The sequence below is a fragment of the Amphritea sp. genome (genome assembly GCF_048266285.1).
Classification (GTDB): Bacteria; Pseudomonadota; Gammaproteobacteria; order Pseudomonadales; family Balneatricaceae; genus Amphritea.
Window position 1 is genome coordinate 16,859 of the sequence record NZ_JBLWZV010000031.1, and the last position, 17,698, is coordinate 34,556.

Below are 17,698 nucleotides of genomic sequence, written 5' to 3' on the forward strand. Positions count from 1 at the left end.
CCTGTAATTTTGTAGTATTACTACAAAATTACAAAGACAATAAAAAAGTAGCGGGCTTGCTGCAGCGCAGCATGACACCTGTTTTTAGCTCTTTAAGGCATTCACAGAAGTGTTAGTGAAACGTATTAGTGAGCAAGGCAAAGCGTAAAAATCCATAAAACCATGGGGTTCAGCATATTTCGGCTGTTTTTTGTCTGCTTTTTTACTGATAACTTCTATTCTTAACAGAGTTTACCGACTACCGGGATGATTGGAACGCCTGGTTTTGAGTGCAAGACAAGAATAGTGGAGAAAGGCAAAGTGCAAGAATATATCGACGATATTGATCCAATTGAAACCAGTGAATGGGTAGATGCGCTGGAGTCTGTTGCCAATAATGAAGGCAGCGATCGTGCTCACTACATTTTACAAAAGCTGGGCCAAAAAGCGTCCGAGCTTGGCGTTGATTCAGGCGCCTCCCTGACGACCCCATACCGCAATACAATCGCCTCGAAAGATGAAGTCCGTATGCCGGGCGATCTATTTATGGAACGACGTATTCGTTCTTTTATCCGCTGGAATGCGATGGCGATGGTCATGCGCGCCAATGACAATGCTGATGGACTCGGCGGTCATATCTCAAGTTTCTCCTCTTCTGCTACGCTGTACGATATCGGTTTTAACTACTTCTTCCATGGTTCTGAAGGCGACCGTGAAGGCGATCTGGTGTTCTTCCAAGGCCATATTTCTCCGGGTATCTATTCCCGTGCATATCTTGAAGGTCGTCTGACTGAAGAGCAGATGGATAACTTCCGTCGTGAAGTTGACGGCGTTGGTTTGCCTTCTTATCCACACCCTTGGTTGATGCCTGACTTCTGGCAGTTCCCAACTGTTTCGATGGGTCTTGGCCCAATCCAAGCGATCTATCAAGCGCACGTGATGCGTTATCTGTCAGCGCGTTCGATGATTAACCGTGGTGAACGTAAAGTTTGGGCGTTCCTCGGTGATGGTGAGTGTGATGAGCCAGAATCTCTGGGTGCAATCTCACTGGCTGGACGTGAAAATCTAGAAAACCTGGTGTTCGTGGTTAACTGTAACTTGCAGCGTCTCGATGGACCGGTACGTGGTAACGGTAAGATCGTTCAGGAACTCGAAGGTGTATTCCGTGGCGCAGGCTGGAACGTGATCAAGTGTCTGTGGGGCCGTCACTGGGATCCACTGTTTGAAAACGATACTAAAGGTTTGCTGCAAAAACGCATGGACGAAGTCTGTGACGGTGAGCTGCAAAACTATAAAGCCAACGGTGGTGCCTACACCCGTGAGCATTTCTTCGGTAAATACCCAGAACTGCTAGAGATGGTTAAGGATCTGTCCGACGACGACATCATGAACCTCAACCGTGGTGGTCACGACCCTTATAAAGTCTATGCGGCTTATTATGAGGCGATGAACCATAAAGGTCAGCCAACCGTTATTCTGGCGCAAACCGTTAAAGGTTACGGCACCGGTAAATCAGGTCAGGCGAAGAACGACACCCATTCCATGAAAAAAGTGGCTATGGATGATCTAAAAGACTTCCGTAACCATCACAACATTCCGCTGACCGATGAGCAGCTGAAAGAAGTGCCTTACTATCGTCCATCACCTGATTCTGCAGAGATGAAGTACATGATGGATCGGCGTAACAAACTTGGCGGTGTATACCCAACCCGTCGTAGTGATTTTGATGCGCTAGATATCCCACCACTGGAAACCTTCGCGGCTCAGTTGAAAGACAGCGGTAAGCGCGAAATGTCGACCCAGATGGTGCTTAACCGTGTCATGAGCACACTGGTTAAAGATAAAAACATTGGCGATCGTGTTGTGCCAATCGTGCCGGACGAAGCCCGTACCTTTGGTATGGAAGGTATGTTCCGTCAGTTAGGTATCTACACCTCGGCTGGACAGAACTATGTGCCACACGACTCTGACCAGATCATGTTCTACAAAGAGTCTAAAACCGGTCAGATTCTTGAAGAAGGTATTAACGAAGCGGGTGCAATGTCTGCATGGATGGCCTGTGCCACCTCATACAGTAACAACAACTGCACACTGGTACCGTTCTATATCTATTACTCTATGTTTGGTTTCCAGCGGATTATGGACCTTGCTTGGGCTGCTGGTGATATGCAGGCCCGTGGTTTCCTGATTGGTGCGACATCTGGTCGTACCACGCTGAACGGTGAAGGTTTACAACACCAGGATGGTCATTCTCATCTGATGGCGCAGATGATTCCTAACTGTGTTTCATATGATCCAACGTTCGGTTACGAGCTGACGGTGATTGTGCAGGACGGTTTGAAACGGATGTTCCAGGACAAAGAGAACAAGTTCTACTACATCACCACCATGAACGAAAACTATGCTCATAAAGCGATGCCTGTCGGTGCTGAAGAAGGCATCGTAAAAGGGATGTATGTCTTGCAGGAAGGTAAAGATTCCGACAAGAAAGTTCAGCTGATGGGTTGTGGTACGATTTTACGTGAAGTGATTGCGGCGGCCGATATCCTCCATGAGGACTACGGTGTTGAAGCCGATGTCTGGAGCACCACCTCTATCAATGAACTGCGTCGCGATGCGCAGGGTGTTGCCCGTTGGAATATGCTGCATCCAGAAGATGAGCCGCGTACTTCATACTTACAAGATTGCTTGAAAGATCGCCAAGGACCGGTTATCGCTTCGACCGACTATATGCGTAACTATGCTGATCAGCTGCGTGAATATATCCCGGGCACTTATAAAGTGCTGGGTACCGATGGTTTCGGTCGCTCCGATACACGCGCTAAACTGCGTGATTTCTTCGAAGTTAGCCGTTACTACGTCGTCGTTGCCGCTCTGACTGCCTTGGCAGAAGAGGGTAAGGTTGAGCGTTCTGTTGTAGCTAAAGCGATGCAGAAGTTTGGCATTAATCCGGAAAAACCAGCTCCTTGGACTGTGTAACCCGACGCTAAACTTTTAAGAGAGGATGATAACGTGAGTACTGTAAACATTACGGTTCCTGATATTGGTGGCGCAACAGACGTCGATATTGTTGAAGTTTGTGTTGCGGTGGGTGACACAGTGGTGGAAGGCGATTCTTTGATCGTACTGGAAACCGATAAGGCCTCTATGGAGGTTCCTTCTACCCATGCGGGCACAGTGAAAGAAGTGTTAGTCGAAGTCGACAGCACCTGTAACGAAGGCCAAGCGATTGTTGTATTAGAGACTGGGCTGGTGGTTGAAGAGGTGGCACCGGTTGCCACGGCAGCGCCGGCTGCAGCTGCTCCCGTCGCTGAAGCGGCCCCAGCACCTGCGGCTCCAGCAGCCGCTAGTGCGGTCGAAAAAATTCTGGTGCCTGATCTGAGTGGCGCAACGGATGTCGATGTGGTCGAGGTTTTAGTTAAAGCCGGCGATACCGTGGCTGAAGGCGATTCCTTGATTGCGTTAGAAACCGATAAAGCGTCCATGGAAGTGCCTGCCGAGAAGGCAGGTGTTATCGTTTCGATCAATATTAAAGAGGGTGATACCGTCAACGAAGGCGATCATCTCGGTGATATTCAAATAGCTGGTGCAGCAGCACCAGCAGCCGCCCCGGTTGCTGATGCCCCGGTTGCTGATGCCCCAGTGGCTGAAGCAGCGCCAGTTGCTGCGGCCCCAGCCCCTGTTGCAGGTGGTATCGAAGATATTCTGATTCCAGATCTCAGTGGCGCGAGCGACGTGGATGTGGTTGAAGTACTGGTTAAAGATGGCGATACGGTTGCTGAAGGTGATTCGTTGATCGTCCTCGAGACCGATAAGGCTTCAATGGAAGTACCTGCACCGAAAGCCGGTGTGGTTAAATCCATGAAGATCAAAGAGGGTGATCAGGTCAACGAAGGTCAGTTGTTGATGCAACTGGAAGTCGTTGGTTCGGCAGCAACGGCAGCACCTGCTACTGCGGCACCCGCTTCTGCTCCAGCACAGGCTGCGCCGGCTAAAGCTGCCGCACCTGCACCCGCAGCGGGTAAGGTTGATCGTGAAGCATTAGAGCAAAAAAACAAACAAGTACATGCTGGGCCTGCGGTACGGGCAACAGCTCGTGAGTATGGTGTTGATCTTTCTCTCGTAACGGGGACGGGTCCACGGGGTCGTATTCTCAAAGAGGATGTGCAAGCCTATGTTAAAGGTGCGCTGAAGCAACTGGCTGAAAAGCCTGCGGCGGCCGTAACCGGTGGCTCGGGTATTCCAGCGATTCCAGAAGTCGATTTCAGCCAGTTCGGTGAGATCGAAATGGTGAAAATGTCTAAGATCCATAAGCTGACCGCTGCCAACATGTCACGCTGCTGGTTGAATATTCCCCATGTGACTCAGTTTGATAAAGCGGATATCACCGATCTGGAAGCGTTCCGTGCCGAGATGAAAGATGAAGCGGCACGCAACGGTGTTAAGTTAACGCCGCTGCCATTTATGCTGAAAGCTATTGCGATCGCACTTAAAGCCCATCCGAAATTCAATGCTTCCTTGCATGCCGATGGTGAACATATCGTCTACAAGAAGTATGTCAATATCGGTATGGCGGTAGATACGCCAAACGGCTTGATGGTACCAGTGATCAAAGATGCCGATAAGCTGAGTATCTATGAGCTGTCTCAGGCTGCAGTAGAGCTGGCGGGTAAAGCGAAAGATCGCAAGCTGAAACCAGCAGAGATGCAGGGCGCTTGCTTTACGATCTCAAGCTTGGGTGGTATTGGCGGAACCGGCTTTACGCCAGTGGTGAATGCCCCTGAAGTCGCTATTCTGGGAGTTTCCAAAGCGGATATCGAACCGCGTTGGAATGGTAAAGAGTTCGAACCTCGTAAGATGTTACCACTGTGTCTGTCTTACGATCACCGCGCCATTAACGGCAGTGATGCGGGTCGTTTCCTAACCTACCTGAACCAACTGCTAAGCGATGTACGTCGCATGGTGATGTAATTAAAAACGGTTAACGCTGGTGGCCTTTGCTTTAGCAGCATTGGCTACCGCCAGTCCCATGTTTAGACGTGGGCTTGATGGGGTAATGAGTAGATTATCGCATCAATATTGGCGAACTTTTCCATGGTTATTCTTGTACCCATGACTCAAGCCCCTTTTCATCATTGAAAAGGGGCTTTTTTTTGTTTTATTTTTATCGGTTATGGAAGGGGCATCCTACAGGGAGATGGTTTGTCATTGCTGATGTTGGAGCTGCCTCCGGCGGCGATGGTTTTTAATTAGAATTGATCGCCCCTAGAAGGGGCTCCTACAGGGAGATAGTTCGTTATTTTGGTGTAGGAACTGCCTCTGGCAGCGATGGTTTTTAATTAGAATTTATCGCCCCGAGAAGAGGCTCTTACAGGGAGATAGTTTGTTATTCTGGTGTAGGAGCTGCCTCTGGAGGCGATGGTTTTTAATTAGAATTGATCGCCCCTAGAAGGGGCTCCTACAGGGAGATAGTTTGTTATTCTGGTGTAGGAGCTGCCTCTGGCGGCGATAGTTTTTAATTAGAATTTATCCCCCTAGAAGAGGCTCCTACAGGGAGATGGTTTGTCATTCTGGTGTAGGAGCTGCCTCTGGCAGCGATGGTTTTTAATTAGAATTTATCGCCCCTAGAAGGGGCTCCTACAGGGAGATGGTTTGTCATTCTGGTGTAGGAGCTGCCTCTGGCAGCGATGGTTTTTAATTAGAATTTATCGTTCCTAGAAGAGGCTCTTACAGGGAGATAGTTTGTTATTCTGGTGTAGGAGCTGCCTCTGGCGGCGATGGTTTTTAATTAGAATTTATCGCCCCTAGAAAGGGTCTTCTAGAGGGAGATGGTTTGTTATTCTGGTGTAGGAGCTGCCTCTGGCAGCGATAGGTCTAAGTCACAGGCGCTATGGCGACAAACAGATACGAATCGATATTCCTGTCATGTATAAGGCTTGCTGTAGAATGTATTATTTTCGCACGCGCGGCATACAGACTGATATAATTGCCAGTAAATTTACAGGCTGAAGAAGGATAAACAGCAAATGAAAGTTACTGTCTTTGGTATAGGTTATGTTGGGTTGGTGCAAGCAGCCGTATTGGCGGAAGTCGGACACGATGTTTGCTGTGTTGATGTTGATGCGCAAAAGGTTGAAAACCTGAAAAATGGCATTATTCCAATCTACGAGCCTGGCCTGACGCCGCTGGTGCAGTCGAATTATGAAGCGGGCCGCCTGCTGTTTACAACGGATGCTAAAGCGGCTGTTGAGTTTGGTGAAATTCAGTTTATTGCGGTGGGTACACCTCCTGATGAAGATGGTTCTGCCGATCTACAGTATGTGCAGGCTGTTGCTAAGACCATCGCGACTTACATGCAGAGCGCAAAAATTGTCATCGATAAGTCTACAGTACCCGTCGGTACCGGTGATAAAGTTAAAGCCACCATTGCCGAAACCTTAGCAGCCCGCGGTGCAGCCCATGAATTCCATGTGGTGTCGAACCCTGAGTTTCTTAAAGAAGGGGCGGCTGTCAGTGACTGTATGCGTCCAGATCGCATTGTTATTGGCACCGAAAGTGATCATGTTAAAGATGTGATGACCGAACTCTACGCGCCGTTTAACCGTAATCATGACCGTATTATCTTTATGGATGTACGCAGTGCTGAACTGACAAAATATGCCGCTAATTGCATGTTAGCCACCAAAATCAGCTTTATGAATGAGATGGCCAATATTGCGGAGATGGTTGGCGCGGATATTGAGAATGTGCGTAATGGTATCGGTTCAGATGAACGTATCGGTTATCACTTTATCTATCCTGGCTGTGGTTACGGCGGTTCATGTTTCCCGAAAGATGTGCAGGCATTGGTCAAAACCTCAGAGCAGATCGGTTATGACTCGCAGATATTAAAAGCGGTTGAAGCGGTCAATGCGAAACAGAAAACTAAACTGTTTGAATTGATTAACCGTCATTTCAATGGTGATGTTGCTGGTAAAACGGTTGCGTTGTGGGGCTTGTCCTTCAAGCCTAAAACCGATGATATGCGGGAGTCTTCTAGCCGGGTGTTGATGGAACTGTTATGGGCGGCGGGTGCTAAAGTACAGGCGTTCGATCCAGAAGCGATGGAAGAGACTCAACGTATTTATGGTTCCCGTGATGACTTGCGTTTGATGGGCACCAAAGAAGCGGCACTCAATGGTGCCGATATGCTTGTTATCTGTACTGAATGGCAAAGCTTCCGTGCGCCGGATTTTGATACCATTAAGCAGCAGCTAGCCGAGCCAGTTATCTTTGATGGTCGTAACCTTTACGACCCTCAGCGTATGGCGGATCGTGGTTTTAGTTATTATGCCATTGGTCGTGGTTTGTCGATTAAGCAGGGCTGATTGTTTGGCTGTAGAAGCGGCCTCTGGCGGCGATGATTTTTAATTAGAATTGATCGCCCCTAGAAGGGGCTCCTACAGGGAGATAGTTTGTTATTCTGGTGTAGGAGCTGTCTCTGGCAGCGATGGTTTTGATGAGAATTTATCGCCCCTAGAAGAAGCTCCTACAGAGGGATGGTTTGTCATTATGTTTGTAGGAGCTGCCTTTGGCAGCGATGATGTTGGATCTGAATCAAACGCTCTTAAAAGCACGTATCTAGAAAAACCTAATGCAATAATTGATCAATATTTCCATAACACCTATAAATTCACTGGGCATAATATTATGCAGTTAACCTACCTTGTTACCGGTGCCGCCGGCTTTATTGGCAACTTTGTCTCAGAACGTCTGTGTCAGGCGGGTCATACGGTTATTGGCTTGGATAACCTGAACGATTATTACGACCCCGCACTAAAATTGTCGCGCCTAGAACGCTTGGTGAATTATCCACAATTCACTTTCAAAAAGCTGGATCTCGCTGACCGAGAAGGGATGGCGCAGCTGTTCGCTGAAAGCGGTTTTGATCGGGTAATACATCTTGCCGCACAGGCTGGGGTGCGTTATTCGTTGGAAAACCCCTTTGCTTATGTCGATTCCAATCTCACGGGAATGATGACGATTTTGGAAGGGTGTCGGCAAAACAATATAAAACACCTCGTCTATGCCTCTTCTTCATCGGTGTATGGTATGAATACCAAAATGCCATTTTCTGTTGAAGATGGCGTTAACCATCCGGTGTCGCTCTATGCTGCTACCAAAAAATCCAATGAGCTGATGGCGCATAGCTATTCCCATCTATACGGCATTCCAACGACGGGGCTGCGCTTCTTTACTGTTTATGGCCCTTGGGGGCGTCCCGATATGGCGCCGTTCCTCTTTACCAGCGCGATATTAGAAGACCGACCGATTAAGGTGTTTAACCACGGTAAAATGCTGCGTGATTTCACCTATATCGATGATATTGTTGAGGGTGTTCTCCGTATTCAGGATGTTATTCCTCATGCGGATGAAAGCAATCTAAGGACGAGCCCTGATAGCAGTAGCGCCCCTTATCGAATCTTCAACATTGGTAATAACGAACCGATCGAGCTGAGTCGTTTTATCGAAGCGATCGAGTTGGCCGCAGGCAAAAAAGCGATCAAAGAATACCTGCCAATGCAGCCTGGGGATGTTCCAGCAACCTATGCGGATATTGATAGTTTGCAGCAAACAACAGGCTTTAAACCCAGCACCACCATCGAAGACGGTATGCAAAAGTTTGTTGAATGGTATAAAGCGTATTACCGGGTTTAATGTCCCTTGTAGAGGGTTCATCGCCGCCGGAGGCAGCTCCTACAATCGTAATACCCCTGTGGGAGCCCCGTCCCGGGGCGATGAATTATAGCCAAAACTATCGCCGCCGGAGGCAGCTCCTACAATCGTAATACTCCTGTGGGAGCCTTGTCTCGGAGCTATGAATTCTAACCAAAACTATCGCCGCCGGAGGCAGCTCCTACAATGGCAATGCTCCTGTGGGAGCCTTGTCTCGGGGCTATGAATTCTAACCAAAACTATCGCCGCCGGAGGCAGCTCCTACAATGGCAATGCTCCTGTGGGAGCCCCGTCCCGGGGCGATGAATTCTAACCAAAATTATCTCCGTCTGAGGCCGTTCATACGCATGAACCACTTTGTTCAAATTACCCCAATCATTATTTTAAACTATTATACCTGTTAAGCTTTTTTTGATTTTTTAGACCACTGCCTGTTAAACATGGAGGTTTAGATGGAAATCAAACATCACGGCGCGGTAACGGGGGTGACAGGTTCCTGTCATGAGCTGATTTTGGATAACAAAGCCAGTGTGCTGATTGATTGCGGTATGTTTCAAGGAGCCGAAAATAGTGGTTCAGAATCCGCTAACCTGCAACTCGATTTTCCAATCACTACTGTCAAGGCGCTATTTGTCACTCACTGCCATATCGATCATGTGGGCCGTATTCCTTCTCTGATTGCCGCTGGATTTGATGGGCCGGTATTCGCATCAAAAGCGACCGCTAGGTTACTGCCTTTAGTCTTGGAAGACGCACTAAAAATTGGTGTCACCCGTAATGAGGCGTTAATCGTCCAATTTTTGCAGCTATTAGAACAGTGGTTACAACCGGTGGAATATAAACAGTGGTATTCGGTCGATGCTATTGAAGGGCTGCGGTTTAGGTATCAGCCGGCGGGGCATATTCTTGGGTCCGCTTATATCGAGTTTAAATATAACAACGAGATAGTTGTTTTTTCAGGTGATCTTGGCGCACCCTATGCTCCGCTCCTGCCTGCACCAAAATCGCCGTGGCGAGCGGATCGGCTGGTGATTGAAAGCACCTATGGTGATAAGGAGCATGAAAACCGTCGTAACCGCCGCAAGCAATTAGAAACGATTATTCGACATTGCCTTAAAGATGCAGGCACCGTGCTAATTCCCGCGTTTAGCATTGGCAGAACGCAGGAGCTGCTATACGAGCTAGAGGATATTATCCATCGGCACAAAGGCTCCACCTGGGATAATATCGATGTGATTGTCGACTCGCCGCTGGCGGCTAAGTTTACCCAACATTACCGAGCTTTAAATGAGTTATGGGACGCTGAGGCAAAAGCGCGTAAGGGGCGTGGTCGCCACCCGCTTGGCTTTGATCAATTAATTACAGTAGATTCCCATAGCCAGCATCAAAAACTGGTTAACTATCTTAAGAACAGTGGCAGGCCTGCGATTGTTATTGCCGCTAGTGGCATGTGCGCGGGTGGCCGTATTGTGAACTATCTTAAAGCATTGCTGGGCGATACCCGCACGGATGTGTTGTTCGTGGGTTATCAGGCGCAAGGAACGCCAGGGAGCGATATTCAACGTTATGGTCCTGCTGGTGGTTATGTCTATCTTGATGATGAAAAAATCGATATCAAAGCAGGGATATATACCCTGAGTGGTTATTCTGCCCACGCCGATCAAAAAAATCTCATCAATTTTGTTAAACGGATGCGGCATAAACCGAAAGAGATACGAATCGTTCATGGTGATTGGCAAGCAAAACGGCTATTGAAAGCAAAGCTAACAGAGATCTGCCCGACAGCCAATATTCTGATTCCTAAGGGGTAAATCTGGGTAGCGATGGTTTCTAATTAGCTTTATCGCCCCTAGAAGGGGCTCCTACAGGGGCTGGTTTGTCATTGTAGGAGCCGCCTCTGGCAGCGATGGTTTTTAATTGGATTTATCGCCTCTAGAAGGGGCTCCTACAGGGGTATGGTTTGTCATTGTAGGAGCCGCCTCTGGCGGCGATGATGCTAGATTTTTTTTAGAAAAGTCATTCATTTATTAAACGAGGGTTATGTGATGAAAGGGAATTCATCGGCGCTTCGTAAAGGGCGTTATTCGGAATCTGGGAGGATATATCTGGTGACGTTTGTTACGTTTAACCGACAACGTTTATTTTCAGATTTAAAATCCGGACGGGTTGTAGTTTCGTCGTTAAATTTCTTTGGAAATCGCGCAGATACGCTGGCTTATGTGGTTATGCCTGATCATGTTCATTGGCTAATTCAATTAAAAGAGGGCACGTTGGATATGTTGATTCATTCTGTTAAAACCTATTCGGCGTTGCAAGTGAATAAGCGTTTGTCGAGGCAAGGGCGAGTTTGGCAAAAAGGTTTTCATGATCATGCGGTGAGGCGAGAAGAAGATTTAGTTGAAATTGCACGTTATATTGTGATGAACCCTGTTAGGGCTGGATTGGTGAAAAGCGTTAGAGAGTACGCATTATGGGATGCTGTTTGGGTGTAGTAGTTGCCTCCGGCAGCGATGGTATTCAATTGATATTTATCGCCCCTGGAAGGGGCTCCTACAGGGGCATGGTTTGTCATTGTAGGAGCTGCCTCTGGCGGCGATGTTTGGGTTAAAATTCATCGCCCCGAGACGGGGCTCCCACAGTCTAAGGGATTCCGGTGTAGGAGCTGCCTCTGGCAGCGATGGTTTGTGCTGAGAACTTATCGCCCCTAGAAAGGATTTCTATAGCCGTACAGAGGTGGCGTTGCAAAACGCTTCGTCGTATCACCGGCTTCGTTTTTTATGATGTAACGATATTTGGCCTAAGGCGAGTATCACCATAAAGGTGGCAGCGTTGGCGGGGATTTGTAGATTAAAATCGACGGTTGAATGGATGGCTAAGGCGATAATGGCCATGGTGCTGCTAAAGGCGATACCACGCATCAAAGCGTTTTTTCGCCGTCGTAGTGCTTTTATAGCAGAGCTAAACACTAGTAATACCGCTAATAACAAACTGCTGGTGACGATAACACCGTACTCACTGGCGAACTCAAAATAATCATTATGGGCGTGATCATAAAAACCTCTACCGGCATCATATTGGCGATATTTTGGAAAGTTGGTGTAGTAGGTACCAGCACCGCTACCCGTCAGCAAGTTATCTTGAATCGCGCCGAGGGTGTAGCCGTTAACTTCATCACGGGTTTCCCTTTCCTCTGATGTGTTTTGCAGTCGGTCGGCAACTTTCTCGACACCAAAGAAGGTGCCCATAACAAAGATATCAATTACGATCAGGCTGCTAATCAAGATAACGGTCGACCGGGTTGAGTGTTTACTCAATATCAAAGCGATAACACCCGTGACGGCGAGGCTAACAAAAAAAGAGGTATTACCCATGCGGGAATGGGTCATCACGAGCCCTGCTACCATGATGATTAGCATCACCCTAAGCCGAGATTTAGGCCCTAGCAGTGTTGTGATAAGTCTACGTGAGCGCTCACGCCAGCTTTTGCTCGATTGGGTGGTGAGGGTTGATACCATAATGCCAATACCAACACTAAGTGTTAGCACCAGATAGCCCGCTAGATGATTACGGTTGACGAAAGTGCCCGTAGCAAGGTGTGTGTAATGCTCTTTAGGTATGAAAAAACTATATTCAATGCCAGTGAGGGTCATCATGCTGCCGTAAACGGATTGAAATAGCCCGCTGAGAATCAGAGTGTAAGCGAGTACTTTGATGCGTTTAGACGTATTGATTAACAACAGTGTAAGGCAAAAAATTAAGATAAAACAAAAGGCCGTGAGAGATTTCTGCAATGAAGCATTGGCATCAATCGAGCTAATGGCGAGAGTTGAGGGGGCGAGCCCCTGAATCAAGGCCATTAACGGTGCGGCACCCAATAAAACCATAATCGCGCGACTTTTTGTGAAGCTCGGGCTGATAGTGGTTTTATCAACACTAAAAAGATAGAGCCAAGCCGCGCTTAACAGAAGCGACCAACAACAGAGAAGAGAGATTGCCCAGAGCTTATTGCTACCGAGGGGAAGGGGTAGCCAAGCTAACAACGTGAGAAACCCAATGAGCAACCACCGGTCGTGTTTAGGTGTCTTTTCTGAAGCGTCAATAGGGTAAGAGAAGTTCATATTCGCAAAAGTCAGCTATGGAATATTAAGGGCAGAAAAAAAGCGCTTTACAGCGCTTTTAGTATCGAATCATAAGAGATTAGGCGCTAGGGCTAGCGTTGCCGCCACCGCCGCCACCAGTGTTAGTACCAAAGGTTGCAGGTGTATTAGTCGTTGCGCCGGGTGTTGCGGTTAATCCTTGTTGAGGATTAGCGGGGTTGCCTGCGGCAGTCGCTGGTAACAGTGCGGTCGGGTCAATATTATTATTTAATGCAATTTGAGTGAGTTGAGCTTCAGTAAGCCCGGTATCTAAAGCGGTTTGTCCAATGCTTTGAAGAGCTTCTGGATCTTCAGCATAAGCACTGGCTGCTGCACTGATAATGGCTTCAGCACTACCCTCTTTACAGGTGATGAAATCATCCTGTGGCTGACACTCAACCAAAAGTTCAGCCAAAATATCATCAACAGAGTTAGCATCTGTCATGGCATTTTGAATAACCTCGGTTAAAGATAAACCACTAGTCAGGTCTGTTTGTATATTTGCCTGTGCAGGGGACAACGGTAACAATAACCCTGCTACAACACCCATCATTAGTTGGCGCATCGTAGCGACTCCTTGTGCGATATGCACTTGTGATAATTCAGATAAGTCGATTTTAGCAATGACTGTCGCCATATGTAAACAAAATTTGCGGCTGTCCATAAAAAAAGAGTAGAATTATTATCTCGCTATATTGCACTGCAGCAATCAATTGGGCTCATGTAATGAAACCGTCATGGTTGTTTCATTAAGGTAGTTCGCAATGAGGCGGTGGTGAGGCGGGATTTTACAGCGCGATCAGGGAACAATGGAGAAGTCGATCGCGTTCCATGGGTTTTAGCCAGGGTTATGCACGGGCATGAATATAAGTGTTACGCCGTACGGCACAGTTGCGCGTAAGCGACGACTATTAAACAACCATGAATCACTCGCGTTCTGGGTGCAGCATTTTGCCGATCTGGTCATCGTGTTCGGCACACTATTTGTTTTTACCTTTCTTAAAATAGGTGATTTTCCAACCAACTACCGGCTCTTGGCCGTGGTTGCGATTCTATGTGTATGGATCATCTACCGTCGCCGGGGTGTGTATCGGCAGTCTCTAGGCTTTTATAAAAGCGCTTTTCGCTTACTCACTGCTTGGTTCCAAGTGCTATTAATGCTGGCACTCATAGGTTTTGTGACAAAAAGCGGAGAAAGCTTTTCCCGTGAAGTGCTGATCGAATGGGCCGTGGCGGGCTATATCAGTCAATTGATTAGTATGAACATACTCGGACGGTTGTATAAACGTTATAAAGTGATGTTCTCCCGTGAAATCCCCTCCTTAGTGTTAGGTACCGGCGATTTGGCACATACCTTAGTCAACAACTTAAATGGTAATGGCTGGTTACCTGACCGGGTGCTGGGCTTCGTGCAGGCAGATGATGACCCCTTAGCCGATGATGAAAAGAGGCACTTGCCGCTGCCTTTACTGGGCAGAGCAGAAAATCTTCGTCAGCTCATTATCGATAACAACATTCGGCGTGTCTACGTGGCCTTGCCAGTGGCTGAATCGTCCATCATTGAAGCACTGCATATTAATCTCTTGGATATGAACGTCGATGTTATCTGGGTGCCCGATATTTTTGGTTTAAGTCTATTAAACCATTCTGTTCGTGAAGTGGCCGGTATGCCGCTGATCTCATTAAATGAAAGCCCTATGACCTCCCGTCGTAGTCAGATTTTGATTAAAAACACGATGGATAAAGTGCTAGCGGCATTGGCATTAATCGCGTTTAGCCCATTAATGTGCGTTATCGCACTCTTGATAAAACGTGAATCGGAAGGCCCGGTATTTTTCAAGCAAGACCGACATGGCTTTGATGGCAAAATTATAAAGGTGTGGAAGTTTCGTAGCATGCGTTTGCATGATGATGCTGAGGTAAAGCAGGCCACCAAAGGTGACTCTCGAGTAACCAAAATCGGCGCCTTTATTCGGCGTACTTCTATCGATGAATTACCTCAGTTTATTAATGTATTACAAGGCTCGATGTCATTGGTAGGGCCGCGCCCGCATGCGGTCGCGCACAATAACTATTATTCCGATAAGGTGAATGCCTACTTAGCGCGACACCGTGTTAAACCTGGAATTACGGGGTTAGCCCAAATTAGTGGCTTTCGGGGTGAAACCGATACATTGGATAAAATGGAGAAGCGGGTAGAATTTGACTTGGCCTATATTAATAACTGGTCGTTGGGGTTGGACTTGAAAATATTGATTAAGACGCCGATTAGCTTAGTATCCAAAGATATCTATTGAGTTTTTCTTGTTAAATTATAGTTATAAACAATGGAATAGTTATGCTTTTTAAGCTTTATGAAAAATTTTTATCTAAAATTAAGTGGTTTTTTGTTGCCAATGTCAGTGTTAGTTTATCGTCTGAAGTAAGTACAAGTAGTAAATTAGGCCGTTATGTTAAAGTCATGGCTAAAGCTAGTGTTTATGATTCTAAGATTGACGATTTTAGTTATATCGCTGGTGGGAAAGTGAATAGGTCGACTATAGGTAAGTTTTCTGCTGTAGGGTCAGGGGCTTTGGTCGGAGGATTGGGTATGCATCCCACAAATTTTTTGTCTATTCATCCTGCGTTTTATTCTACTAAAAATCAGTGTGGTATTAACTTTGCGGGAGAGGAATTTTTTTCTGAATATAAGGAAACAACTATTGGCAATGATGTGTGGATTGGAGCTAATGCAATTATACTTGATGGCGTTAATGTTGGCGATGGCGCTATTGTTGGTGCTGGAGCTGTCGTTACTAAAGATGTCCCTCCTTATGCTGTCGTTACTGGTGTCCCCGCTAGAATTCTGCGGTATCGTTTTACAGAGGAAAAAGCTAGGTTGTTAATAGGGTCTTTATGGTGGGATCTGAGTGATGAGTTGTTGAAGGAAGTTGCAGCGGAAATGCGTAGTGATAATGTAGATAAATTGATTTCAAAAATATCATATTTAGAAAAATGATTTTAGGCTAAGGTTGTGAGTGAGATGACATTTAATAAGCATATGCCTGCTATAGTAATTGTTGGATATAATCGAATAGATTCTATTAAACGTTTAATAGGGTCTGTTTTAAGTGCGGATGTGCCAAATGGAGTCCCACTGATTATAAGTATAGATTATAGCGGTGACAATGAAGTCGAAAATTATGTTAGAAAAATTATGTGGCCTTATGGCGATATTCGAATTATCGCCCATAGTGAAAATTTAGGTTTAAAAAAGCATATTTTATATTGCGGCGATCTAACTAATGAGTATGGTTCAATAATCTTATTGGAAGATGATTTGTATGTTTCAAAATATTTTTATAATTACGCAACAGCAGCTTTAAATTTTTATGAACGTGATGAGCATGTTTCTGGAGTTTCATTATATTCATTTGCCTTCAATATTAATTCTGATACTCCATTTAAACCCTTATCGTGTGATGATGTGTATTTTTTGCAGCAGGCTTCATCATGGGGGCAAGCATGGAGTAAAAGTAAGTGGAATAAATTTCGCTGCTGGTTAGAAATGACTGACTTTTCAATGATAGAAAGTAAATTACCTAATCGTATTCGGGAATGGCCGGAAAGTTCTTGGTTGAAGCTCTTTAATGGATATAATATTGTTGAGAATTGTTATTTTGTATACCCAATAGTGTCGTATAGTACTAACTTTGGTGATGCAGGTACTCATTTTATTAACGACTCTGATCGATACCAGGTCAATCTTTCAATGAATAAAAAAGATATTGCTTTTGTTAAGTTTGAAAATAGTATTGCAGTATATGATATCTATATGGAGTTATTGCCCGAAAAAATAAAAAAGGTTTGCCCTGTATTGCAAGATTATGACTTTTGTGTAAATCTTAATAATAAAAAAGTAATAGAATTTGAAACATCAGATTATGTGTTAACAACAATTTTTCATGATTCGTTTGTTCTTTCTTTTGATGGGGGGATGAAACCAAAAGAGCAAGCTTTAGTGTTTTCTCTTTTAGGGAAAGGTATATATCTTTTGCCTAGAAAGAATACGCCACCAATAAGATTTTTAGACTCATTTATTTCTTATAGAAGTTATTATAAGATGCCAAGTTTACAGGTTATCTGTGGTGCTTTTCTCTTTTATGTAACTAGGGTTATACGGGGATTATGCAAAAGTTGACTTTTTTTAGATTTCTTAATACAAAAAAAGGTTGGGTTTTTTTACTGATACTTTTTACTTCTGGCTTTTTGCTTCTCACTGATGATAAACGCGCGGGGATTCCTTATTTACGTGAAGTTATTTTGATTTTTTTAGTGATTTACGTTGTATATAAAGGTCTTCTTCAACGATTTTTTTATGGACAATCTTTTGAATGGTTGGTTTTTTTTTATGTAGGATTCTTTGTTTTTCTTAGTGCTTTTTTTGCAATGACTTTTCATGGGCAGCCTTTTTTTTACGGAGTTTTTGAAGAAAGACGAGTTTTACTTTTTCTTGCTTTTTTTCCGATCTATTGGGTGTTAAGGTCCGGGATTTGTACAGTTGATGATATTGTTAATTATATTATCTATTCACTATTTATGTGCTTTTTAGTAGGAGGTCTTTATAGGCTTAATGTTATACCTGATAATATTGCACCATCATTTGCTGTGAATTTTTCTGATGGTTCAGATTCGTTTGATCTTAGGGCGCAGACTAGATATATGATTGGTACTGTATGGTTATCCGTAGTTTATATTTATTCTCTACTTAAAGTAAGAGAGAGTTTTATTTTCTTTTGTTCACTTAATTGAAAATCGAGATCTGTAACTTTAGTTTGTGTTATAGATTTAACGTCTGGAGCTCAAACTAGAAATATAAAGGTTTGGTA

12 protein-coding genes are annotated in these 17,698 nt (G+C 45.4%); 10 read left to right on the plus strand and 2 right to left on the minus strand.

The genetic code is table 11. The features are described 5' to 3' along the window. The first annotated feature begins 246 nt into the window (after nt 1–246). The 6 genes from aceE to ACN0T0_RS19275 all read left to right on the plus strand — a co-directional run bounded on the left by aceE (nt 247) and on the right by ACN0T0_RS19275 (nt 11,186). Entirely contained in the window at nt 247–2,958 is a 2,712-nt protein-coding gene (gene aceE / locus ACN0T0_RS19250; RefSeq protein ID WP_417228362.1) for a pyruvate dehydrogenase (acetyl-transferring), homodimeric type, read from the plus strand. Nucleotides 2,959–2,991: 33 nt separating this feature from the next. Further along, the gene (gene aceF, locus ACN0T0_RS19255) at nt 2,992–4,950 is read left to right on the plus strand and encodes a dihydrolipoyllysine-residue acetyltransferase (protein ID WP_417228363.1); all 1,959 of its coding nucleotides are present in this window, start codon (nt 2,992–2,994) and stop codon (nt 4,948–4,950) included. Between the two features lie 1,055 nt (nt 4,951–6,005). After that, nucleotides 6,006–7,346 carry a UDP-glucose dehydrogenase family protein gene (locus ACN0T0_RS19260; RefSeq protein ID WP_417228364.1) on the plus strand — a complete coding sequence of 447 codons (1,341 nt, stop codon included), beginning with the start codon at nt 6,006–6,008 and terminating at the stop codon, nt 7,344–7,346. A gap of 322 nt (nt 7,347–7,668) precedes the next feature. Then, nucleotides 7,669–8,676: an NAD-dependent epimerase gene (locus ACN0T0_RS19265; RefSeq protein ID WP_417228373.1), complete on the plus strand. Its 1,008-nt coding sequence runs from the start codon at nt 7,669–7,671 to the stop codon at nt 8,674–8,676. A 470-nt stretch (nt 8,677–9,146) separates the two neighbouring features. Then, the gene (locus tag ACN0T0_RS19270; RefSeq protein ID WP_417228365.1) at nt 9,147–10,505 is read left to right on the plus strand and encodes an MBL fold metallo-hydrolase; all 1,359 of its coding nucleotides are present in this window, start codon (nt 9,147–9,149) and stop codon (nt 10,503–10,505) included. Between the two features lie 234 nt (nt 10,506–10,739). Beyond that, nucleotides 10,740–11,186, plus strand: a complete 447-nt coding sequence (locus ACN0T0_RS19275; RefSeq protein WP_417228366.1) for an REP-associated tyrosine transposase — start codon at nt 10,740–10,742, stop codon at nt 11,184–11,186. A 267-nt stretch (nt 11,187–11,453) separates the two neighbouring features. On the opposite strand, the gene ACN0T0_RS19280 is transcribed toward ACN0T0_RS19275, so the two are convergent. Next, nucleotides 11,454–12,578 carry an O-antigen ligase family protein gene (locus ACN0T0_RS19280; protein ID WP_417228367.1) on the minus strand — a complete coding sequence of 375 codons (1,125 nt, stop codon included), beginning with the start codon at nt 12,576–12,578 and terminating at the stop codon, nt 11,454–11,456. Nucleotides 12,579–12,891: 313 nt separating this feature from the next. Further along, complete coding sequence (locus ACN0T0_RS19285; protein WP_417228368.1) at nt 12,892–13,395, minus strand: hypothetical protein; 504 nt, start codon at nt 13,393–13,395, stop codon at nt 12,892–12,894. A gap of 295 nt (nt 13,396–13,690) precedes the next feature. On the opposite strand from ACN0T0_RS19285, the gene ACN0T0_RS19290 reads away from it, so the two are divergent. Genes ACN0T0_RS19290 through ACN0T0_RS19305 form a run of 4 tightly spaced genes read left to right on the plus strand, consistent with a single transcriptional unit; the run spans nt 13,691 to nt 17,621 of the window. Further along, the gene (locus ACN0T0_RS19290) at nt 13,691–15,127 is read left to right on the plus strand and encodes an undecaprenyl-phosphate glucose phosphotransferase (protein ID WP_417228369.1); all 1,437 of its coding nucleotides are present in this window, start codon (nt 13,691–13,693) and stop codon (nt 15,125–15,127) included. A 41-nt stretch (nt 15,128–15,168) separates the two neighbouring features. Next, nucleotides 15,169–15,828, plus strand: coding sequence for a CatB-related O-acetyltransferase (locus ACN0T0_RS19295; protein WP_417228370.1), 660 nt, complete (start codon nt 15,169–15,171; stop codon nt 15,826–15,828). A 15-nt stretch (nt 15,829–15,843) separates the two neighbouring features. Next, a complete protein-coding gene (locus tag ACN0T0_RS19300; RefSeq protein WP_417228371.1) occupies nt 15,844–17,010 on the plus strand; it encodes a glycosyltransferase family 2 protein in 1,167 nt (388 codons plus the stop codon). Then, nucleotides 16,998–17,621 carry a hypothetical protein gene (locus ACN0T0_RS19305; protein ID WP_417228372.1) on the plus strand — a complete coding sequence of 208 codons (624 nt, stop codon included), beginning with the start codon at nt 16,998–17,000 and terminating at the stop codon, nt 17,619–17,621. The genes ACN0T0_RS19300 and ACN0T0_RS19305 overlap by 13 nt, the downstream gene beginning before the upstream one ends. The last annotated feature ends 77 nt before the right edge of the window (nt 17,622–17,698 follow it).

Excerpts from the sequence above, each read along its gene's own strand:
- ACN0T0_RS19280 (WP_417228367.1), bottom strand. The coding sequence starts at position 12,578 with ATGGTTTTATTGGGTGCCGCACCGTTAATGGCCTTGATTCAGGGGCTC.
- ACN0T0_RS19295 (WP_417228370.1), top strand. The coding sequence starts at position 15,169 with ATGCTTTTTAAGCTTTATGAAAAATTTTTATCTAAAATTAAGTGGTTT.
- ACN0T0_RS19285 (WP_417228368.1), bottom strand. The coding sequence starts at position 13,395 with ATGCGCCAACTAATGATGGGTGTTGTAGCAGGGTTATTGTTACCGTTG.
- ACN0T0_RS19270 (WP_417228365.1), top strand. The coding sequence starts at position 9,147 with ATGGAAATCAAACATCACGGCGCGGTAACGGGGGTGACAGGTTCCTGT.
- ACN0T0_RS19265 (WP_417228373.1), top strand. The coding sequence starts at position 7,669 with ATGCAGTTAACCTACCTTGTTACCGGTGCCGCCGGCTTTATTGGCAAC.
- ACN0T0_RS19275 (WP_417228366.1), top strand. The coding sequence starts at position 10,740 with ATGAAAGGGAATTCATCGGCGCTTCGTAAAGGGCGTTATTCGGAATCT.
- ACN0T0_RS19305 (WP_417228372.1), top strand. The coding sequence starts at position 16,998 with ATGCAAAAGTTGACTTTTTTTAGATTTCTTAATACAAAAAAAGGTTGG.
- ACN0T0_RS19260 (WP_417228364.1), top strand. The coding sequence starts at position 6,006 with ATGAAAGTTACTGTCTTTGGTATAGGTTATGTTGGGTTGGTGCAAGCA.
- aceE (WP_417228362.1), top strand. The coding sequence starts at position 247 with ATGATTGGAACGCCTGGTTTTGAGTGCAAGACAAGAATAGTGGAGAAA.
- ACN0T0_RS19290 (WP_417228369.1), top strand. The coding sequence starts at position 13,691 with ATGAATATAAGTGTTACGCCGTACGGCACAGTTGCGCGTAAGCGACGA.